Origin of the sequence: Enterobacter sp. CRENT-193, from assembly GCF_002787395.1 — a bacterium.
Classification (GTDB): Bacteria; Pseudomonadota; Gammaproteobacteria; order Enterobacterales; family Enterobacteriaceae; genus Enterobacter; species Enterobacter hormaechei_C.
The window spans coordinates 3326247-3345901 of the sequence record NZ_CP024812.1 but is presented as its reverse complement, the minus strand read 5'-3'; the positions used below and the strand labels follow the sequence as shown (position 1 = coordinate 3345901).

Sequence of the window (19655 nt, the reverse complement as noted above, 5' to 3'; positions counted from 1 at the left end):
CTGTATTTATTTTTCATGTGTTTGCGCCATCACTTTAATGTTATTTATGAAATGGCAAAAGAAGTAATTAGCCGTCGAATTAAAAAGACAGGAATAAATGATGAAAAGCACATTCACAATGATAACGCTGGCGCTTGCTGCACTGACGGTCAGTTCCACCGTCGCGGCAAAAACGCTGGTGTATTGCTCCGAAGGATCGCCGGAAAATTTCAATCCTCAGCTCTATACGTCGGGGACCAGCGTGGACGCCAGCGCCGTACCGGTTTATAACCGTCTGGTCGATTTCAAACCGGGCACTACCGAACTGGTACCGAGCCTGGCGGAAAGCTGGGAGGTAAGCGAGGATGGCAAGGTCTACACCTTCCACCTGCGCAAAGGGGTGAAATTCCACAGTAATAAGCTGTTCACGCCGACGCGCGACTTCAACGCGGACGACGTGATTTTCTCGTTTTTGCGCCAGAAGGATGTGAATCATCCTTACCATAACGTCTCCAACGGCAGTTATTCCAACTTCGAAAGTCTGGAGTTCGGCAGCCTGATTACCGCCATTGATAAAGTTGACGATCGCACCGTGCGCTTCACCCTGGCGCATCCGGAAGCGCCGTTTGTCGCTGACCTGGCGTGGTACTTTGCCTCCATTCTGTCGGCGGAGTACGCCGATGCCATGCTGAAAGCGGGCACGCCAGAAAAGGTCGATATGCAGCCGATTGGCACCGGGCCGTTTAAGCTGTCGCAATATCAGAAGGATTCCCGCATCCTCTTTACCGCTTTCCCTGACTACTGGCAGGGAAAATCGAAGCTGGATCGTCTGGTGTTCACCATCACGCCGGACGCCTCGGTACGTTTTGCCAAAGTCGAGAAGAATGAGTGTCAGGTGATGCCGTTCCCGAACCCGGCGGACCTGCCGCGTATGAAGGCTAACAAAGACATCAACCTGATGAGCAAGGCCGGTCTGAATACCGGTTTCCTGGCGTTTAATACGCAAAAGCCGCCGCTGGATAACGTACAAGTGCGCCAGGCGCTGGCGATGGCGATTAACAAACCGGCCATCATTGAGGCGGTTTTCCACGGCACCGGCACGGCGGCGAAAAACCTGCTGCCGCCTGGCGTCTGGAGTGCCGACAGTGAGCTGAAAGACTACGATTACGATCCAGAAAAAGCGAAAGCGCTGTTAAAGGAGGCGGGGTTTGCCAACGGCGTAAGCATCGATCTGTGGGCCATGCCCGTGCAACGGCCGTATAACCCGAACGCGAAGCGTATGGCGGAGATGATCCAGGCGGACTGGGCGAAAGTTGGCGTGCAGACCAAAATCGTGACCTACGAATGGGGCGAATACCTGAAGCGCGTGAAGGGCGGGGAGCATCAGGCTGCGCTGATGGGCTGGACAACGGCGACGGGGGATCCGGATAACTTCTTCGGCCCGCTGTTTACCTGTACGTCCGCCAACGGCGGGTCGAATTCGGCGAAATGGTGTTATAAGCCGTTTGATAACCTGATTGCCGAAGCAAAATCGATAACCGATCGCGAAAAACGCGTGGCGCTGTACAAGCAGGCGCAGCAGATGATGCACGATCAAATGCCGGCGGTAATGATTGCCCATTCAACGATTTTTGAGCCAGTCCGTAAAGAGGTCACGGGCTATGAAATTGATCCCTTCGGCAAACACCTGTTCTGGCAAGTGGACCTGAAAGAGTAATTTTCACTGCCCGGTTTCGGTCGGGCAGTTTTTTCGCTATTTGTGCTGTCTTCGTCATTTTTTGCCACAACACATCGCTCCATTTTTTGTTATAACTTCAAGTGCATACTTGCAGATAACATGGAATACCATCATGCGTACTCACACTTTTTTTAAAGTTGCAGTGCTTTCTGGTCTGTTGGCCCTTTCAGGCTGTGCGTCAAAAGTCGCAGCCCCCGATCAATATTCAGGCTTTTTAAAAGATTACTCAGGCTTGCAGGAGATGAAATCTGCAACCGGGAAGCCAACCCTGCGTTGGGTTGATCCTTCTTATAATGAGGCGAATTATGACAGCATTATCTGGACGCCGATAACCTATTATCCGACGCCAAAACCGACCACTCAGCTTGGGCAAAAAACGCTTGATGAGCTGTTGAATTATACCAATACCAAACTGAAAACCGCGATTGGCCAGCGTAAGCCGATTGTGACGACGCCGGGCAAACATAGCCTGATCTTCCGCGGCGCCATCACGGGTGTGAGCTCAGACAAAGAAGGTTTGCAGTTCTATGAAGTGGTGCCTGTCGCGCTGCTGGTTGCGGGTACGCAAATGGCCACGGGCCATCGTACCATGGATACGCATCTGTTCTTCGAAGGTGAGTTAATCGACGCGGCTACGAACAAACCGGTGATTAAGGTTGTTCGTAAGGGGGAAGGGAAAGAGCTGGCGAACGAGAATACGCCAATGGGCTTCGGCACCCTGAAGCAGGTTGTGGATGACATGGCAACGGATGCCACTATGTTTGATGTTCATCAGACAGCAAATTAATAAAAAAAGGCCTGCATTTTCGCAGGCCGTTTTTTTATGCCGTCCGCAGGCGGCGGAACCAGGTTTCCGGCTTCGTAAACATCACCATATTCCCCCCCAGTATCAACAACAGGCCGACGATCCCGTTGAGATGCCACACGTAACCCTCGTACACCGTTGAAATCGACAGCGCCACCAGCGGGAACAGCAGGGTGCTGTAGGCGGCTTTACCGGGACCAATGCGGCCTACCAGCGTAAAGTAGGCGCCGAAGGCAATCACCGAGCCAAACAGCGCAAGATAGAGCAGCGCCCCCATATAGCTCACCGTCCATTCCGGCATAAAGTTATCGCCTCTGAAGAGGGCGATAAGTCCCATCACGACGGTGCCATACAGCATCGCCCAGGCGTTGGTGGTCATGGTTTCCAGCCCGTTTCGCTGATGACGCATGCTGATCATATTCCCCAGCGAGAAGCCGTAGGTGCCGAGGGCGGAAAGCCCGATGCCCGTAAGCAACGACGCGCTCCAGCCGCTGGCGAGCAGATCGTTCCAGAACAGGGTAATGATCCCGATAAGCCCCAGCGCTGCCGCCGTCCAGAAGCGTGCGGGTGGACGCTGGCCGAAGAAGATAAAGCTGTTGATGGCGTTATACAGCACGGCCATCGAGAAAATCACCGACTCAAGGCCGGTATTGATATGGGCGGCGGCGGTGTAAAAGCACCAGAAGTTGAAACAGAAAACGCAGCAGCCCTGAAGCATGCAGTAGAGATGATCCCGCAGCGCCAGCCTGCGCAGGCGGCGAAGGGCGACCAGGACGATCATCATCGTGGCGCTGGCCACGGCGAAGCGCCAGAAAATGGAGACCGGCGCTGCAACCGGCCCCTGTTGCAAAAAAATGGCGATCCAGGTCGTGCCCCAGATAACAACAACCAGCCCATAGAGTAATGCGTTCATGGTTTCTCTCTTCTCATACCGCGAAAAACAACAGTGTGGCGAAAGAAGAGGGGCCCGGCTTTCATCGCCTTGCGCCGGACTTGCAAATTCTTGCGCTTTTTTCTCGCACAATGGCTGGTAACAGGCTGCAACACTTCTTAGACTGACAGTCTGATTAATCACCTGTTTACGGCCATGTCTCTCGTTTACGACACCTTTGAAACGTTACGCCAACAAAATGCGGTGCTGCGGGAAACCGTCGCGCTCAATACTGGCATTCAACTGGCGGCGTGGTACAACAAGCACGACACGATAACGGTGAAAAGCAACCATCACACCCTTAGCCTGTACGTGGCAGATGGCTATGAAAGCTATCAAAAAACGCCGGGTGGCTGGAAAAATGGCGGTGGGCCGGATCGTTTTTGTCTGATGCCGGAAGAGAGCGAATCCACGTGGGATATTCGTGACGACCTGTCGTTCGTGCACCTCTACTGCACCGATGAACACCTGCGGGACGTGGGGGAGAAAATCTGGGATAAACGACCGCTATCGCTGACGCTGGAGGAAAAAATATTCGGCAGCGATCCGAAAATCACCGCCCTTTATCGCCAGTTTTTGCTCGGCTGCGACTGGCAGCAAAACGCCAATCAGCTCACCCTGAGCACCGCGTCGACCTTATTGCTGACGCATTTAGTCCAGCACTATTCCAGCGTACAGTGGAAGCTGCCGGTAGTGACCGGCGGGTTATCGCCGTTTGTGCTGCGCAACGTGCTGGCCTTTATCGAGGAAAACCTGGCGCAACCCTTAACGCTGGCGGAACTGGCGGGCCAGGCCGCACTCAGTGAGTATCACTTTGCGCGGATGTTCCGCCAGTCGATGGGCCTGGCGCCGCATCAGTACGTCATGCAGCGCCGCATGGAGAAGGCCAAAGCGATGGTGCAGCACACGACTACGCCGCTCACCGACATCGCGCTGGCCTGCGGATTTAACTCCGCCAGCCATTTCAGTAACCGTTTTCGCAGCATGACCGGCATTACGCCGTCACAGCTACGCGCGGCGAAGGCGTGAGAAGACGGCGTAACAGATCCCTCCCAACACCAGCCCCCAGAAGGCGGAGCCAATCCCCAGGAGCGTGACGCCGCTGGCGGTCATCAGGAAGGTGACGATCGCCGCGTCGCGCTCTGCTTCATGATTCAGTGCCTGATACAAACTCCCGCTGATAGTGCCGAGCAGGGCCAGCCCGGCCAGCGTCTGGATGCCGCTCAGCGGCAGGGCGGACATCAGCCCCGAAATCGACCCGCCGAACACCCCCGCCAGCAGATAAAACCCACCTGCGGCTGCCGCAGCCAGCCAGCGTTTACTGGCATCCGGGTGGGCGTCCGGGCTCTGGCAGATGGCGGCGGTGATGGCGGCGATGCATATAGAATAGACGCCGAAGGGGGACAACAGCAGCGCCAGCCCGCCTGTGGCAACGATCAGCGGTGAGACCGCCAGCGGATAGCCCGATGCCTGCATGGTGGCGAAGCCGGGCGCATTCTGCGACGCCATGGTCACCAGGAAGAAGGGTAAGCCGATGCTGATCAGGCTGGTGAAGGTGAACGCAGGGGCAATGAATTCCGGCATGATGACCGATAACGTTATCCTTTTCGTGACAACGTCACCTCCAGCCCAGGCAACGAACACGCCCACCAGCAGCGTGGCGACAATGGCGTACCGGGGCGCTACAGCTTTGGCCACCAGCCAGGCGGCCAGCATACTGCCGCAAAGAAAAATGTGTCCCTCAAGATTGCTGAATGCCTTCAGGCCAAACTGTAACAGCACGCCCGCCAGCATAGCGGCGGCAAGCGAGTGCGGGATCAGTTTCATCAACCGGGCAAACAGGCCGGTGACGCCGCACAGCAGAATCAGCGTATTCGCGAATATAAATACCCCGATGGTTTCCGCCAGCGTCACGCCATGCAGGCTGGTGGCGAGCAACGCCGCGCCCGGAGTCGACCAGGCGGTCAGCACGGGGGCTTTATACCACCACGACAATACCAGCGTGCTGATCCCCATCCCGAGCCCTAGCGCGGTCATCCATCCGGCGATTTGCTGTGTACTGGCGCCAGCCGCCGCAGCCGCCTGCCAGATAATGGCGGCAGAGCTGGCATAGCCCACCAGAACGGCAACAAAACCGGCCAGCACGGCAGGAAAGAGAGAGGCAGTCGATCGCATGGAAACTCCGTTGTGCGTTATAACGTCCGGGATAAGGTATCACTGTGCGCTATAGCGTACAAGTGGTATGCTTTGCCGCAACGGGAGGAAATATGGATATCACTCAACACCTGGCAACCACACTGAAAGCGCTGCGTCTGGCGCGGGGCTGGAGCCTGTCAAAACTGGCGGAAGAGACGGGCGTGTCGAAAGCGATGCTTGGGCAAATCGAACGCAATGAGTCCAGCCCGACGGTCTCTACCTTGTGGAAAATCGCCACCGGGCTGAACGTACCTTTTTCGGCGTTTATCACTCCAGAAAGCGAACCGCAGGCGGTATTCGATCCGCAGCAGCAGGCGATGGTGGTGAAACCGCTTTTCCCCTGGGATGAACAGCTTAAGTTCGACCATTTCTCCATCACCCTGTCGCCCGGCGCGCTGAGCGAGTCCACGCCGCACGAAGCCGGGGTGATCGAACATGTGGTGGTGATAAGCGGTGAGCTGGATATGCAGAACGACGGTGTCTGGCGCACAATATACGCTGATTCCGGCGTGCGTTTTGCCGGCGATAAACCGCACGCGTACCGCAACAGCAGCGCCCGTACGGTGCATTTTCACTCCCTGATCCATTATCCCCGCTAAAGCGTCGCAAAACGGTTTCACTGACACAGACTTCTGACTACAATAGCCGCCATTTTGACCATAACGGATAACGACGAAGTATGCGCCTGCACTCCCATCATCTTGAACTGCTAAGCCCGGCCCGCGACGCCGCCATTGCCCGTGAAGCCATTCTTCACGGTGCGGATGCCGTCTACATTGGCGGCCCTGGCTTCGGTGCCCGGCATAACGCCAGCAACAGCCTGCGCGACATTGCCGAGCTGGTACCGTTCGCTCACCGTTTCGGGGCGAAGGTGTATGTGACCCTGAACACCATTCTTCATGATGATGAGCTGGAGCCTGCGCAGCGTCTGATCACCGATCTCTACCAGACCGGCGTTGACGCCCTGATCGTTCAGGATATGGGCGTTCTGGAACTGGATATCCCGCCGATTGAGCTGCACGCCAGCACCCAGTGCGATATCCGCACCGTCGAGAAGGCGAAGTTTCTTTCGGACGTCGGGTTTACGCAGATTGTGCTGGCGCGCGAGCTGAACCTGAACCAGATCCGCGATATCCATCAGGCGACCGACGCGACCATTGAATTCTTTATCCACGGTGCGCTGTGTGTGGCCTATTCCGGGCAGTGTAATATCTCTCACGCCCAGACGGGGCGCAGCGCTAACCGGGGCGACTGCTCTCAGGCCTGCCGTCTGCCGTATACCCTGAAAGACGATCAGGGCCGCGTGGTGGCATTCGAAAAACACCTGCTGTCGATGAAAGATAACGACCAGACGGCGAACCTCGGTGCGCTGATCGATGCTGGCGTACGCTCCTTCAAAATTGAAGGGCGCTACAAGGACATGAGCTACGTGAAAAATATCACCGCCCATTATCGTCAGATGCTGGATGCCATCATCGACGATCGCGGTGATCTGGCGCGCGCCTCCGCCGGGCGTACAGAGCATTTCTTTATTCCGTCTACGGACAAAACCTTCCACCGCGGCAGCACGGACTATTTCGTGAATGCCCGTAAAGGGGATATTGGCGCGTTCGACTCACCGAAGTTTATCGGCCTGCCGGTGGGTGAAGTGCTGAAAGTGGCGAAAGATCATCTTGACGTTCAGGTGACAGAGCCGCTGGCGAACGGCGATGGTCTCAACGTGATGATCAAACGTGAAGTAGTGGGTTTCCGCGCCAATACGGTGGAGAAAACCGGCGAAAATCGCTATCGCGTCTGGCCGAACGAAATGCCTGCCGATCTCTACAAAGCCCGTCCTAATGCGGCGCTTAACCGTAACCTGGATCACAACTGGCAGCAGGCCTTGCTCAAGACCTCCAGCGAGCGCCGCATTGCGGTGGATATCGCGCTGGGGGGCTGGGAAGAGCAGCTGATCCTGACCATGACCTGCGAAGACGGCATCAGCGTCACGCATACGCTCGACGGCCTGTTCGAGGTGGCGAACAATGCGGAGAAAGCGCTCAACAACCTCAAGGATGGCGTGGCGAAGCTGGGGCAGACCATTTATTACGCGCGCAATATTGAGGTGAATCTGCCGGACGCGCTGTTCGTGCCGAACAGCCTGCTGAACCAGTTCCGCCGTGAAACGGCCGAGATGCTGGATGAAGTACGCCTGGCAAACTATTCGCGCGGCAGCCGTAAGGCCGAAGCGGTGCCTGCGCCGGTCTACCCGGACACGCATCTTTCTTTCCTCGCGAACGTATACAACCACAAAGCGCGTGCGTTTTATCATCGTCACGGCGTGCAGCTGATTGACGCCGCGTATGAAGCGCATGAAGAGAAGGGCGATGTGCCGGTGATGATCACCAAACACTGCCTGCGGTTTGCTTTTAACCTTTGTCCGAAACAGGCGAAAGGCAATATTAAAAGCTGGAAAGCGACGCCGATGCAGCTGGTGAATGGCGATGAAGTGCTGACGCTGAAGTTTGACTGCCGTCCGTGTGAAATGCACGTTATCGGCAAGATGAAGAATCACATCTTCAAAATGCCGCCGCCGGGAAGCATTGTGGCCTCCGTCAGCCCTGACGATTTGATGAAGACCCTGCCGAAGCGTAAAGGCAGCTAACCCGCAGAGTGGGTATCCGGTTTGCGCGATTTCTGCCAGGCATGGTGCTCGCGCAACCCCTCCGCAGACTCCTCAGCCGCGCTGCGTAACTCGTCGCTGTCAGCTTCATGACGAAGCTGATGGTCGGCGTTTTTCACATATACAAATTCATGCCCTTTGTGCTCCGCCATAATCTGTCCTGAGAACAGGGCGCTAATCACCAGCAGTAGCGAAAATTCTTTTCTGAACATCCTTTATCCCCTGAAAATACGCTACGGTCATCGTAGGGATAATTTCATAGAGTAATTATTCGACTCTTTAAATTTGAGAAAATAGAGTGTCAAAAATTGTGGTCGCAATAAAACGCGCTTAAGACTATTCTTAAAAGCGATATCGACGTTGTAAACTCCCATTTCTGGTATGCAAAGAACAACTAGATTTATTGGGAAATCATTTACAATAAGATTTTTCTGGCTAAGGATTGGATCGAATAAATGAAAAAAATAATCGTGCTATCACTTCTGGGCGTAGTGGTTGCGGTGGGTGCTGCGGCCAGCATCTATTCAAATGAAGAACCAGAATATATTCAGTCAGCAAAAAGCCGTGTCGGATCGTATTTAACCAGCGATTACGGACGTGTCGAATGTAATAGCACCCAGGTAAGTGAAGATCGCTGGGAGCTGGGCTGTACCAATAAGGCGAGAGGCAAAACCTTCCAGTTCGCCGTTTACCCACCCGAGCAGGCACCGTATGGGGTCTCTCGTGCGTTTTATCTCGAAGCGATTAATGATGATGCCCGCCAGAGTGCAGATCAGGGGCTGATGCGTTATCTGCAAATTAATACCAAAGCGGGTTAATCGATTCGTTTATGCTTCGTTGAGGCTCACAGTGGTAGATTGCTGGTGATCCACATCCCGGTAGGGAATACCGGAGCGTAGATACCAAAATACAAATCTATCCATGCAAGTATTTACCGCCAGATTATGGCGGTTTTTTTTTGCCCGTTTATCGTACCGGCTGTAAAAATTGTTTGCGATATTGCGCGGGCGAAAGCGCAAATTGCTGCCGGAAATGGTGGCGCAGCGTGGCGCTTTGTCCAAATCCGGTTTGTTCCGCAATATTATCAATGCTGAGCCGACTGTTTTCGAGATAATCTTTTGCCCGCTGCAATCGCGCAGTCAATAACCAGCGCGCGGGCGTTGTCCCGGTCGCGTCCTGGAAACGGCGCAGAAAGGTGCGTTGACTCATACCCACCCGCAGGGCCAGCGATTCGACGGTATGGGAAACGGCCAGATGCTGGTGAAGATAATCGAACAGCTGGCCCAGGCGCTGGCTCTCCCGCAACTGAGCCACCGGTCGGCTAAGTTGCTGGGTTTGCGAGCCGTCCCGATGGGGCGGGATCACCAGTCGACGCGCCACGCGGTTTGCTGCCTCCATACCGTAATTCCGGCGCACCACGTGCAGACACAGATCAATCCCCGCGGCGCTGCCGGCGGAAGTGAGAATATCGCCTTCGTCCTGGTAGAGCACATCTTCGACCACGGTGATGGCGGGAAAGCGTGTTTTCAGAGCTTGCGTGTAGCGCCAGTGGGTGGTTGCCTTCCGCCCGTCAAGCAGGCCTGAGGCTGCCAGAACGAAAACGCCAGAACAGATCGAGAGTAGCTGGCAGCCGCGGGCATGCGCCGCGCGGAGCGCCTGGCAGAGCGCTTCGGGTACGGGTTCATCCAGCCCTCGCCAGCCGGGTACAACAACCAGATCCGCCGTTTCAAGCAGACGCAGATCGCCGTCGGCCAGAATACGGATCCCGCCCGTTGCCCGGAGCTCGCCGCCATCCACGCTCGCCACGGCGAACTGATACCAGTCATCGCCCATCTCCGGGCGCGGCAAGCCAAAGATTTCTACCGCCACGCCAAACTCAAAGGTACATAAACCGTCATATGCCAGCACGACCGCGCGCGGCGAGGGATGTCTTAAGTTTGTCATCTTTTTGCTGTTTTCTGGCATAGGCGGACGCATTCATGTGCTGAATTAAGGGATAGAGTAGTGTTAACACAAACACCACAAATGAGGAAGATTCATGAGCTATGTTACTGAATTTCCGGCTGCTGAGCCGCAGGAAGCCGTGGGGCATTTTCTGCGTCGTCTGAGCGTCGAGACGGACTGCGCCGATGTCCATCACGCGGTATCCAGCGGTGAGCAGGACTTTGTTCTGCTGCACGTTGTCGGGAAGCCTGAACATTTTGCCCGGCGGCATCTGCCCGGCGCGCTGCATTTACCCTGGAGCCAGATCACCGCCGAGCGGATGACAGCGTGGCCAGAGGGCACGCTGTTTGTCGTCTATTGTGCAGGCCCGCACTGCAACGGGGCGGACAGGGCGGCGCTGAAGCTGGCGCGTCTGGGTCTGCCGGTTAAGATTATGCTCGGGGGCATGACCGGCTGGGAAGATGAGCGGTTCGCGTTTGCAGGATCTTCATCGCCCGCCCTGTGAACATGAATTTATTTCAACACAGATGAAATTTTCTCGTTTGTCGGCGGCGAGCCGGTATGACATCTTTTTAGGACGTTTAGACATCCAGAAGTCTAAATGTTCAAGAGATGAATTATCACTGTGGGCAATTAACGCCGACAGACAGAGGAGATTTCCATGCAGCGACACCACGCCCCGTACCGCGCCGATGTAGTCGGCAGTTTTTTACGCCCGGACTCTGTTAAACAGGCCCGTCTGCAATTTGCCAGCGGTGAGATCGATGCCGGTCAGCTTCGCGCGGTTGAGGACGAGGCCATTCGCCATGTTGTCCAACAGCAGTGCGCCTGCGGTCTGCATGTGGTAACGGACGGTGAATTCCGCCGCGCCTGGTGGCACTTTGACTTCTTTGACGGGCTACAGGGCGTAGAGCGTTATGATTCGCAGCAGGGCATTCAGTTCAACGGGGTGCAGACCAAAGCCCACGGCGTGCGCGTAACGGGCAAACTGGGCTTCGGCGATCATCCTATGCTGGAAGATTTTCGCTACCTCAAAAGCATCAGCGGTAACGCACAGCCGAAGATGACCATTCCGAGCCCGAGCGTGCTGCACTTCCGCGGTGGCCGCAAGGATATTGATGCCACGGTCTACCCGGATCTGAAGGATTACTTTGACGATCTGGCGACAACCTGGCGCGATGCCATTCGGGCCTTTTACGATGCAGGCTGCCGCTATCTGCAACTGGATGATACCGTCTGGGCCTACCTTTGTTCAGAAGACCAGCGCCGCCAGATCCGCGAGCGCGGTGACGATGCAGACGAACTTGCCCGAACCTATGCCCGGGTGCTGAATAAGGCGCTGGAGGGCAAACCGGACGACCTGACCATCGGGCTGCACGTCTGCCGCGGCAACTTCCGCTCAACCTGGATTTCCGAAGGCGGCTATGAGCCGGTGGCGGAGGTGCTGTTCGGCACGGTGAACGTCGACGCGTTCTTCCTGGAGTACGACAACGACCGTAGCGGCGACTTTGCGCCACTGCGTTTTGTGCGCCCGGGTAAACAGCAGGTGGTGCTGGGGCTGATCACCACCAAGCACGGTGAACTGGAGAACCCGGAAGGGGTGAAAGCGCGTCTGGAAGAGGCTGCGCGCTACGTGGCGAAAGAGCAGATTTGCCTCAGCCCGCAGTGCGGATTTGCCTCCACGGAAGAGGGTAACAGCCTGAGCGAAGCCCAGCAGTGGGATAAAATTCGCCTGGTGACGAAAATCGCCAGCGACGTCTGGTAACGCCGTTCACAGCGCTGCATTATTACAGTGCAGCGCTGTACCATTCTGAGTCGTTTACCGTAGATCCTCTCTTCGAACCCGTTTAAATCCTGCCTCTGCAACCTGGCACCCTTTTTGCTCTCCTGAAACTGACGTTACTTTTTCTGCGTCCGGGCGGTAACGGACGTCTTCGCACAGCTTTCTTTTTCAGGAGTGAAAATATGCACCGTCGTACCTTTATAAAAGCGTTCGCCTTGTCCGCCTCCGTGGTCGCCATGGGGGTCAGTTTTGGCGTCCAGGCCGCAGAGACCATTAAAGTCGGGATCATGCACTCACTCTCCGGCACGATGGCCATTTCAGAAACGCCCCTGAAAGATGTCGCCCTGATGACCATCGATGAAATTAACGCCAAAGGCGGCGTGCTCGGGAAAAAGCTGGAGCCGGTGGTGGTTGACCCGGCCTCCAACTGGCCGCTGTTTGCCGAAAAGGCCCGCCAGCTTCTGAGCCAGGATAAGGTCGCCGTGGTGTTTGGCTGCTGGACCTCCGTATCGCGTAAATCGGTTCTGCCGGTTTTTGAGGAGCTGAACGGTTTGCTGTTCTATCCGGTGCAGTACGAAGGTGAAGAGATGTCACCTAACGTCTTCTATACCGGCGCGGCGCCTAACCAGCAGGCGATCCCGGCGGTGGAGTACCTGATGAGCGAGGACGGCGGCAGCGCGAAACGCTTCTTCCTGCTGGGAACGGACTACGTTTACCCGCGCACCACGAACAAGATCCTGCGCGCCTTCCTGCACTCGAAAGGCGTGGAAGATAAAGATATTGAAGAGGTCTACACCCCATTTGGTCATAGCGATTACCAGACCATCGTCGCCAGTATCAAGAAATTCTCTGCGGGCGGTAAAACGGCGGTGGTCTCCACCATCAACGGTGATTCCAACGTGCCTTTCTATAAAGAGCTGGCGAACCAGGGGCTGAAAGCCACGGACGTGCCGGTTGTGGCGTTCTCGGTGGGCGAGGAGGAACTGCGCGGCATTGATACCAAACCGCTGGTGGGTAACCTGGCGGCGTGGAACTACTTTGAATCCGTCGATAACCCGACCAACCAGACCTTTGTCGCGGCCTACAAAGCCTACGCGAAAGCCCATAAGCTGCCGAATGCCGATACCGTCGTCACCAACGATCCGATGGAAGCGACCTACGTCGGCCTGCATATGTGGGCGCAGGCGGTTGAAAAAGCGGGGACAACCGACGTGGACAAAGTGCGCGCGGCAATGGCGGGCCAGTCGTTCAACGCGCCGTCCGGCTTTACGCTGACCATGGATGTCACCAACCACCACCTGCATAAGCCCGTCATGATTGGTGAAATCGAAGGCAACGGCCAGTTCAACGTCGTCTGGCAAACCGAACAGCCGGTACGCGCTCAGCCGTGGAGCCCGTTTATCGCCGGGAATGACAAAAAACCTGACCAGCCGATGAAAACCGCCAGCAACTAAGCCGCCACCAGGGAGAGACGTCATGAATGCCATGCGCATGATGATTGCGATTGTGTGGCTTACCGGACTGCTGCCAGGGATGGCGCAGGCATCGGATGCCGATGATTTTGTTGCCGCTAGCCGCAGCCAGCAGACCGCCATGCTGACCCGCTGGGCAGCCACGCCGGAACCTGCACGTTTGCCGCTGCTTAAGGCGCTGCAACAGGAGAACCTTTATGGCGACAGCCAGAAGAAGGCTTTTACCCGCATCGACGGCGAAATGGTGGCCCTGGGCGCGGCAAAGAGCGCCGAAGGAACGACCAAAGCCGTGCGACTGACCAACCGGCTGCGCGTGTTAACCGTCACGGCGCTGGCGACGCATCAGCTTGTCAGTGACAGTGTCACCGAAAGACGTCATGCCGCGCGGCAGCTTCAGCGTGACGCCCAGCCGGATATGCTCGGGTTTCTGCAACAGCGGGCTAATCGCGAAACGGACGACGTCACCCGACAGTCGCTGAGGCTGGCGCTGGCAAATCTTCAGCTGGCGAGTCCGCAGGCGGAAACGCGCCTTAACGCGGTTGAACTGCTGGGACAGTCTGACGATCCGGACGTGCAGGCCACGCTGACGCCATTCACCCGGGCGCAAACCGAGCCGGACGCACGGGTACGTGCCGCCGCCGCTGAGAGCCTGGACCGTATTCAGCACCGGCTGATGTGGGGCGAACTGCTGGGGCAGGCCTTCATGGGCCTGTCGTTGGGATCGGTACTCTTGCTGGCCGCGCTCGGGCTGGCTATCACCTATGGTCTGCTGGGGGTGATTAACATGGCCCACGGCGAAATGCTGATGCTCGGGGCGTATGCCACCTGGATGGTGCAGCAGGTTATGGCGCAGTGGATGCCTCAGTGGCTGGCGCTCTATCCGGTGGTGGCGCTGCCGGTGGCGTTTTGCCTGACGGCAGGTATCGGGATGGTGCTGGAGCGCACGGTGATCCGCCATCTGTATGGCCGCCCGCTGGAAACCCTGCTCGCCACCTGGGGGATCAGCCTGATGCTTATCCAGCTGGTGCGCATGACCTTTGGCGCTCAGAACCTTGAGGTCGCAAACCCGGCCTGGCTGTCCGGCGGGGTGCAGGTTTTCGCCAACCTGACGCTGCCGTGGAACCGTATTGTGGTGCTCGGGTTTGTGCTGCTGGTGCTGTTCTTCACCTGGCTCATTCTGAACAAAACGCGTCTGGGTCTGAACGTGCGGGCGGTGACGCAAAACCGCAGCATGGCGGCCTGCTGCGGCGTTCCCACCGGACGGGTAGATATGCTGGCGTTTGGCCTCGGGTCCGGCATTGCCGGGCTGGGCGGCGTTGCATTGTCCCAACTGGGGAACGTGGGACCGGAGCTGGGCCAGGGATACATCATCGATTCATTCCTGGTGGTGGTGCTCGGCGGCGTCGGCCAGCTGGCCGGTAGCGTCGCGGCGGCCTTTGGTCTGGGGATCTTCAATAAAATTCTTGAACCGCAGATGGGCGCCGTGCTGGGCAAGATCCTGATTCTGGTGGCGATCATTCTGTTTATCCAGAAACGTCCGCAGGGGTTATTCGCACTTAAAGGGAGGGTGACAGACTGATGAGCCAGCCATTGACCTTAACACTGGCGCGCAGGGCACCGCGCACCGCGCAAATCTTCGGCAGTCTGCTGGTTGCGGTGCTGCTGGTGCTGCCTTTTCTCGCGCTGTTGCCCGCCACCCATCCGCTGGCCGTTTCTACGTGGATGTTGACGCTCATCGGCAAGATCCTCTGCTACGCAGTTGTCGCCGTGGCCCTCGATCTGGTCTGGGGCTATGCCGGTATGCTCTCGCTGGGGCACGGCATATTCTTCGCCCTGGGCGGCTATGCGATGGGCATGTACCTGATGCGCCAGGCGGCCGGGGACGGGCTGCCCGCGTTTATGTCGTTTCTCTCGTGGAGCGAACTGCCCTGGTTCTGGTGGGGAACGCAGCATTTTGCCTGGGCTCTGGTGTTAATTGTGACGATCCCCGGCCTGCTGGCGCTGGTCTTCGGCTGGTTTGCTTTCCGCTCGAAGATCAAAGGGGTCTATTTCTCCATCATGACCCAGGCGCTGACCTATGCGGGCATGCTGCTGTTCTTTCGCAACGAAACCGGCTTTGGCGGCAATAACGGCTTTACCGGCTTTACCACGCTGCTCGGGTTTTCCGTCACGGCGACTACCACGCGGATCGCGCTGTTTCTCGCAACGGTCATGCTGCTGCTGCTGGCCCTGGGCACAGGCTACGCGCTGGCGAAGAGTAAATTTGGCCGCATTTTAACGGCGGTGCGCGATGCGGAAAACCGTCTGACGTTCTGCGGTTATGATCCGCGCGGTTTCAAGCTGCTGGTCTGGACGCTTTCCGCCGTGCTGTGTGGCCTGGCGGGGGCGCTGTACGTTCCGCAGGTGGGTATTATCAACCCGGGTGAAATGTCGCCGACCAACTCGATTGAAGCGGCCATCTGGGTGGCGCTGGGCGGCCGCGGCACGCTGGTGGGCCCGGTGATGGGCGCGGCGCTCGTCAACGGTGCGAAGAGCTTTTTCACCGTGGCGATGCCGGAGTACTGGCAGCTGTTTCTGGGGCTGATTTTCATCGCCGTGACGCTGTTTTTACCACGCGGCGTGTTCGGTCTGTTTCGTAAGGGAGAGAATTAATGCAGCCCTCTGAAGGACTCTTTACCCGCCAGCTACCGGGCGATCGTTACCGTGAGCAGACCGATCCGGTGTTGCAGCTCGAGGCCATTAACGTCAGTTTCGACGGTTTTCAGGCGTTGACCGATCTTTCGCTGAATATCGGCGTCGGAGAATTGCGCTGCATCATTGGCCCTAACGGCGCCGGTAAAACCACGCTGATGGACGTGATCACCGGCAAAACCCGGCCAAAAAGCGGGAAAGCTATTTACGATCAGTCCATCGATCTGACAGCCCTGGAACCGGCGGCCATCGCCCGTCAGGGCATTGGCCGTAAGTTCCAGAAGCCGACCGTGTTTGAAGCGCTGACCGTAGGGGAAAACCTCGAAATCGCCATGAAAGCCGACAGGTCCGTCTGGGCGAGCCTGCGGGCCACGCTCAGCGGCGAGCAGCGCGACCGCATTGACGAGATGCTGGTTTTGCTGCGGCTTGGCAGTGAGCGCGATCGCCGTGCCGGACTGCTTTCCCACGGACAGAAGCAGTTTCTGGAGATCGGCATGCTGCTGGTGCAGGACCCGCACCTGTTGCTGCTGGACGAACCCGCCGCCGGTATGACCGACGCAGAGACGGAATACACAGCCGAGCTGTTCCGAACCCTGGCAGGCAAGCATTCGCTGATGGTGGTTGAGCACGATATGGGTTTCGTTGAGACCATCGCCGACCACGTCACGGTGCTGCATCAGGGGCGCGTACTGGCGGAAGGTTCGCTTCGCGAGGTACAGGCCAATGAACAGGTGATTGACGTCTATCTGGGACGCTAAGGAGAGGGGATGTTACAGGTTAGCGAACTGAATCAGTACTACGGCGGAAGTCATATTCTGCGCGGGGTGAGCTTTGAGGCGGTCGTCGGGGAAGTGACCTGCCTGCTGGGGCGCAACGGGGTGGGCAAAACCACGCTGCTGAGGTGCCTGATGGGGCTGATCCCGGTGAAAGCCGGGGAGGTGGTCTGGCAGGGAAAGAGCATCACTCACAGTAAACCGCACCAGCGGGTACAGTCCGGCGTGGCGTATGTTCCGCAGGGGCGGGAGATTTTTCTGCGTCTGACCGTAGAAGAAAACCTGCTGATGGGGCTGTCGCGCTTCTCCGCGGGAAACGCCAGGAGCGTACCGGAGGAGATTTGGCAGCTTTTCCCGGTGCTGAAGGAGATGAAGCACCGACGCGGAGGCGATCTTTCCGGTGGTCAGCAGCAGCAGCTGGCGATTGGTCGCGCGCTGGCGAGCCGTCCACGGTTACTGATTCTGGATGAACCCACGGAAGGGATTCAGCCGTCGGTGATCAAAGAGATTGGGCAGGTGATCCGCAGCCTGGCGAACCGGGGGGATATGGCGATCCTGCTGGTGGAGCAGTTTTATGATTTTGCGGCAGAGCTGGCCGACAGCTATCTGGTGATGTCGCGCGGCAGCATCGTCCAGCAGGGGCGCGGGGAGAATATGGAGCGGGAGGGCGTTCGCGGGCTGGTTGCGATCTGAAATGTTATAATATAACATCCCTATTCTTATAAAACGGAATGAGGATTTTGCTGTGGCTGCACAACCTGGAAAAATTGCGCTGACTTTGGGAACGCTGCTGGTAAGCGGCTCGCTTTTTGCCCATTCGCACGGTCATCAGATGACGGAGGCGGAACAGAAGGCGGCAAACGGCGTCTTTGAGGATAAAGACGTCAGGGACAGGAAGCTGTCTGACTGGGACGGAACATGGCAGTCTGTTTACCCGTTCCTGCTTGATGGTTCGCTGGATCCGGTTTTCGAAAAGAAAGCGCAGAAGGGAGAAAAATCTGCTGCCGAGGTGAAGGCCTACTACCGCAAGGGTTACGCGACGGACGTGGACGCCATCGGCATTGAAAACAACGTGATGGAATTCCACCGAGGCAAAACGGTGAGCAGCTGCCGCTACGACTACAGCGGCTACAAAATTCTGACCTATGCGTCGGGGAAAAAAGGTGTGCGCTACCTGTTTGAGTGCAAGGATAACGCGAGCGAGGCGCCTAAGTTTGTGCAGTTCAGCGACCATATCATCGGGCCGAAAGCCTCTTCACACTTCCATATCTTTATGGGCAACACCTCCCACGAGGCGCTGCTGAAAGAGATGGATAACTGGCCGACCTACTACCCGAATGAGATGTACAAGGAGCAGGTGGTGGAGGAGATGTTGCACCACTAAGGTGTTGGTTTTGCCGGGGGGCGGCTTCGCCTTACCCGGCCTGGGATTAGGGTTTTCCAGGTCGGGTAAGCGCAGCGCTACTCGACACGCTATCTTCACTTTTCACGCGCATCCCGCGCAATATCATCAGCCAGGCCGCAATGATGGCGGCCATCATAATGATAAATAATGACCAGTGCGGCAGATGGGTCAGGATGAGCCCGGTGATCATCGGGTTCGCCGCCGCGCCCAGCCAGCCCAGCGCTTGTGCGGAGAAGTAGCTCGCCTTCATGCCCGGCGGGGCGATATTGTCGATCAGCATGTATTCACCCGGTGCATAAATAACCTCACCCAGGGTGAAAATCGCTGCCGCGATCCCCCAGTAAATCAGGTTCTCGCCGGAAAGCATAAACCCCCCCAGCCCGAGGATGAAAAAAAGCGTCGCGGCGGTCATTAGCGGACGGATATTGCTGGCGGTGATCTTCCGTCCAAGCGCATATTGCAGGGTGACGACCACCGCCGCGTTGACGGGCAGCACAACGGCCACCACCTTTTCTGCGAAATCACTGTCCGCATGTGCAGCGAGGACATACTGGGAAATGCAGGTGGCAAACGATCCACCCACATACGACGCCAGCAGCCCGGAAAGCGTGTACCAGAACAGCGCCCGGTCTTTCAGCAGCACCGAGGGTTGCCATGGCATTTTCTCCTCAGGGCTGTCCGAGGCTATGCTTTTCTGCACAAAGAAATGGATAAACCCGAGCGGCAGTGCGGCGCAGAAGGCCGCCAGCCAGAACGGCAGTTGCAGGCTGTACATCACAAGCAGGGTGCCGATCGGCGGCCCGATCGTCCAGCCGATGTTCAGGAAACTGTAGTTGAGTGAGAAAACGCGCGCCTTTTCGCTGGAGGTCAGCACGTCGGCAAACCATGCTTTCAGCACCGTTGAGAAGACGGAATAGGCGCAGTTAATCAGGGCAAAGAACAGCACTACCAGCGTCACGTTATTCACCAGCGGAATGGCCACAAACCCGGCGATAAAGGCGACGATGGCGATCAGCATATAGCGTTTTTTGTCGAATTTATCCGCCAGGATGCCAAACCCCAGGCTAAACACCACGCCAATGGTCAACGCCACGGTAAGGGCATAGCCAATATTCTCCACGCTCATATCGTACACGCGTGTAAGATATATGGTCATAAAGGGCAGCGTTGCCCCGCGGCCAATTGTTAATAACAATGACGATGCCAGCAGCGCTGCGGTTGAGCGCCTGATTGATGGTTTCATTTTCCTGCCCGACAAATGCTTATGCTTTTTTTG

19 protein-coding genes are annotated in these 19655 nt (G+C 57.0%); 14 read left to right on the top strand and 5 right to left on the bottom strand.

Annotation, left to right across the window (positions count from 1 at the left end; genetic code table 11):
• The first annotated feature begins 100 nt into the window (after positions 1-100).
• Together CU081_RS16680 and CU081_RS16675 are read left to right on the top strand one after the other, a co-directional pair.
• Positions 101-1696, top strand: a complete 1596-nt coding sequence (locus CU081_RS16680; protein ID WP_022651181.1) for an ABC transporter substrate-binding protein — start codon at positions 101-103, stop codon at positions 1694-1696.
• 133 nt (positions 1697-1829) lie between these two features.
• Positions 1830-2504, top strand: a complete 675-nt coding sequence (locus tag CU081_RS16675) for a DUF3313 domain-containing protein (protein WP_003857221.1) — start codon at positions 1830-1832, stop codon at positions 2502-2504.
• A 34-nt stretch (positions 2505-2538) separates the two neighbouring features.
• Here the strand turns inward: CU081_RS16675 and CU081_RS16670 are convergent, their stop codons facing one another.
• Complete coding sequence (locus tag CU081_RS16670; RefSeq protein WP_003857219.1) at positions 2539-3435, bottom strand: DMT family transporter; 897 nt, start codon at positions 3433-3435, stop codon at positions 2539-2541.
• Positions 3436-3609: 174 nt separating this feature from the next.
• Here CU081_RS16670 and CU081_RS16665 point away from each other — a divergent pair, with 174 nt between their 5' ends.
• The gene (locus CU081_RS16665) at positions 3610-4482 is read left to right on the top strand and encodes a helix-turn-helix domain-containing protein (protein ID WP_003857218.1); all 873 of its coding nucleotides are present in this window, start codon (positions 3610-3612) and stop codon (positions 4480-4482) included.
• Here the strand turns inward: CU081_RS16665 and CU081_RS16660 are convergent.
• A complete protein-coding gene (locus tag CU081_RS16660) occupies positions 4462-5628 on the bottom strand; it encodes a benzoate/H(+) symporter BenE family transporter (RefSeq protein WP_003857216.1) in 1167 nt (388 codons plus the stop codon). The two genes, CU081_RS16665 and CU081_RS16660, sit on opposite strands and share 21 nt — an antisense overlap.
• A gap of 92 nt (positions 5629-5720) precedes the next feature.
• On the opposite strand from CU081_RS16660, the gene CU081_RS16655 reads away from it, so the two are divergent.
• Together CU081_RS16655 and CU081_RS16650 are read left to right on the top strand one after the other, a co-directional pair.
• Complete coding sequence (locus CU081_RS16655; RefSeq protein ID WP_022651182.1) at positions 5721-6248, top strand: helix-turn-helix domain-containing protein; 528 nt, start codon at positions 5721-5723, stop codon at positions 6246-6248.
• An 80-nt stretch (positions 6249-6328) separates the two neighbouring features.
• Positions 6329-8293 carry a peptidase U32 family protein gene (locus CU081_RS16650; RefSeq protein ID WP_022651183.1) on the top strand — a complete coding sequence of 655 codons (1965 nt, stop codon included), beginning with the start codon at positions 6329-6331 and terminating at the stop codon, positions 8291-8293.
• On the opposite strand, the gene CU081_RS16645 is transcribed toward CU081_RS16650, so the two are convergent.
• On the bottom strand, positions 8290-8523 hold the full coding sequence (locus tag CU081_RS16645) for a DUF2554 family protein (RefSeq protein ID WP_015570548.1): 234 nt from the start codon (positions 8521-8523) through the stop codon (positions 8290-8292). The two genes, CU081_RS16650 and CU081_RS16645, sit on opposite strands and share 4 nt — an antisense overlap.
• Positions 8524-8766: 243 nt before the next feature.
• Here CU081_RS16645 and CU081_RS16640 point away from each other — a divergent pair, with 243 nt between their 5' ends.
• Positions 8767-9129, top strand: coding sequence for a hypothetical protein (locus CU081_RS16640; protein ID WP_003857209.1), 363 nt, complete (start codon positions 8767-8769; stop codon positions 9127-9129).
• Positions 9130-9277: 148 nt separating this feature from the next.
• Here CU081_RS16640 and ftrA read toward each other — a convergent pair whose 3' ends face one another.
• Positions 9278-10276, bottom strand: coding sequence for a transcriptional regulator FtrA (gene ftrA, locus CU081_RS16635; protein ID WP_022651184.1), 999 nt, complete (start codon positions 10274-10276; stop codon positions 9278-9280).
• Between the two features lie 73 nt (positions 10277-10349).
• On the opposite strand from ftrA, the gene CU081_RS16630 reads away from it, so the two are divergent.
• From CU081_RS16630 to zinT, 8 genes are all read left to right on the top strand, one after another.
• Positions 10350-10760 (top strand): rhodanese-like domain-containing protein, encoded by a 411-nt coding sequence (locus tag CU081_RS16630; RefSeq protein WP_003857206.1) that lies wholly within the window; start codon positions 10350-10352, stop codon positions 10758-10760.
• Between the two features lie 156 nt (positions 10761-10916).
• Positions 10917-12020 carry a cobalamin-independent methionine synthase II family protein gene (locus tag CU081_RS16625; protein ID WP_022651185.1) on the top strand — a complete coding sequence of 368 codons (1104 nt, stop codon included), beginning with the start codon at positions 10917-10919 and terminating at the stop codon, positions 12018-12020.
• A gap of 200 nt (positions 12021-12220) precedes the next feature.
• Complete coding sequence (gene urtA / locus CU081_RS16620; protein WP_003857201.1) at positions 12221-13492, top strand: urea ABC transporter substrate-binding protein; 1272 nt, start codon at positions 12221-12223, stop codon at positions 13490-13492.
• A gap of 22 nt (positions 13493-13514) precedes the next feature.
• Positions 13515-15089, top strand: a complete 1575-nt coding sequence (urtB, locus tag CU081_RS16615) for an urea ABC transporter permease subunit UrtB (RefSeq protein ID WP_022651187.1) — start codon at positions 13515-13517, stop codon at positions 15087-15089.
• Positions 15089-16162 (top strand): urea ABC transporter permease subunit UrtC, encoded by a 1074-nt coding sequence (gene urtC / locus CU081_RS16610; RefSeq protein WP_058647465.1) that lies wholly within the window; start codon positions 15089-15091, stop codon positions 16160-16162. Before urtB ends, urtC begins: the two co-directional genes overlap by 1 nt.
• Positions 16162-16959 carry an urea ABC transporter ATP-binding protein UrtD gene (urtD, locus tag CU081_RS16605; protein ID WP_015570541.1) on the top strand — a complete coding sequence of 266 codons (798 nt, stop codon included), beginning with the start codon at positions 16162-16164 and terminating at the stop codon, positions 16957-16959. Before urtC ends, urtD begins: the two co-directional genes overlap by 1 nt.
• A gap of 9 nt (positions 16960-16968) precedes the next feature.
• Positions 16969-17667 (top strand): urea ABC transporter ATP-binding subunit UrtE, encoded by a 699-nt coding sequence (gene urtE, locus CU081_RS16600; protein ID WP_003857191.1) that lies wholly within the window; start codon positions 16969-16971, stop codon positions 17665-17667.
• A 52-nt stretch (positions 17668-17719) separates the two neighbouring features.
• Positions 17720-18358 carry a metal-binding protein ZinT gene (gene zinT, locus CU081_RS16595; protein WP_003857190.1) on the top strand — a complete coding sequence of 213 codons (639 nt, stop codon included), beginning with the start codon at positions 17720-17722 and terminating at the stop codon, positions 18356-18358.
• 46 nt (positions 18359-18404) lie between these two features.
• On the opposite strand, the gene ydeE is transcribed toward zinT, so the two are convergent.
• Positions 18405-19622 carry an efflux MFS transporter YdeE gene (gene ydeE / locus CU081_RS16590; protein ID WP_003857189.1) on the bottom strand — a complete coding sequence of 406 codons (1218 nt, stop codon included), beginning with the start codon at positions 19620-19622 and terminating at the stop codon, positions 18405-18407.
• Positions 19623-19655: the final 33 nt, after the last annotated feature.

Excerpts from the sequence above, each read along its gene's own strand:
- CU081_RS16675 (WP_003857221.1), top strand. The coding sequence starts at position 1,830 with ATGCGTACTCACACTTTTTTTAAAGTTGCAGTGCTTTCTGGTCTGTTG.
- urtD (WP_015570541.1), top strand. The coding sequence starts at position 16,162 with ATGCAGCCCTCTGAAGGACTCTTTACCCGCCAGCTACCGGGCGATCGT.
- CU081_RS16650 (WP_022651183.1), top strand. The coding sequence starts at position 6,329 with ATGCGCCTGCACTCCCATCATCTTGAACTGCTAAGCCCGGCCCGCGAC.
- ydeE (WP_003857189.1), bottom strand. The coding sequence starts at position 19,622 with ATGAAACCATCAATCAGGCGCTCAACCGCAGCGCTGCTGGCATCGTCA.
- urtE (WP_003857191.1), top strand. The coding sequence starts at position 16,969 with ATGTTACAGGTTAGCGAACTGAATCAGTACTACGGCGGAAGTCATATT.
- ftrA (WP_022651184.1), bottom strand. The coding sequence starts at position 10,276 with ATGCCAGAAAACAGCAAAAAGATGACAAACTTAAGACATCCCTCGCCG.
- CU081_RS16665 (WP_003857218.1), top strand. The coding sequence starts at position 3,610 with ATGTCTCTCGTTTACGACACCTTTGAAACGTTACGCCAACAAAATGCG.
- CU081_RS16625 (WP_022651185.1), top strand. The coding sequence starts at position 10,917 with ATGCAGCGACACCACGCCCCGTACCGCGCCGATGTAGTCGGCAGTTTT.
- CU081_RS16655 (WP_022651182.1), top strand. The coding sequence starts at position 5,721 with ATGGATATCACTCAACACCTGGCAACCACACTGAAAGCGCTGCGTCTG.
- urtA (WP_003857201.1), top strand. The coding sequence starts at position 12,221 with ATGCACCGTCGTACCTTTATAAAAGCGTTCGCCTTGTCCGCCTCCGTG.
- CU081_RS16680 (WP_022651181.1), top strand. The coding sequence starts at position 101 with ATGAAAAGCACATTCACAATGATAACGCTGGCGCTTGCTGCACTGACG.
- CU081_RS16630 (WP_003857206.1), top strand. The coding sequence starts at position 10,350 with ATGAGCTATGTTACTGAATTTCCGGCTGCTGAGCCGCAGGAAGCCGTG.
- CU081_RS16640 (WP_003857209.1), top strand. The coding sequence starts at position 8,767 with ATGAAAAAAATAATCGTGCTATCACTTCTGGGCGTAGTGGTTGCGGTG.
- urtB (WP_022651187.1), top strand. The coding sequence starts at position 13,515 with ATGAATGCCATGCGCATGATGATTGCGATTGTGTGGCTTACCGGACTG.
- CU081_RS16670 (WP_003857219.1), bottom strand. The coding sequence starts at position 3,435 with ATGAACGCATTACTCTATGGGCTGGTTGTTGTTATCTGGGGCACGACC.
- CU081_RS16660 (WP_003857216.1), bottom strand. The coding sequence starts at position 5,628 with ATGCGATCGACTGCCTCTCTCTTTCCTGCCGTGCTGGCCGGTTTTGTT.
- urtC (WP_058647465.1), top strand. The coding sequence starts at position 15,089 with ATGAGCCAGCCATTGACCTTAACACTGGCGCGCAGGGCACCGCGCACC.
- CU081_RS16645 (WP_015570548.1), bottom strand. The coding sequence starts at position 8,523 with ATGTTCAGAAAAGAATTTTCGCTACTGCTGGTGATTAGCGCCCTGTTC.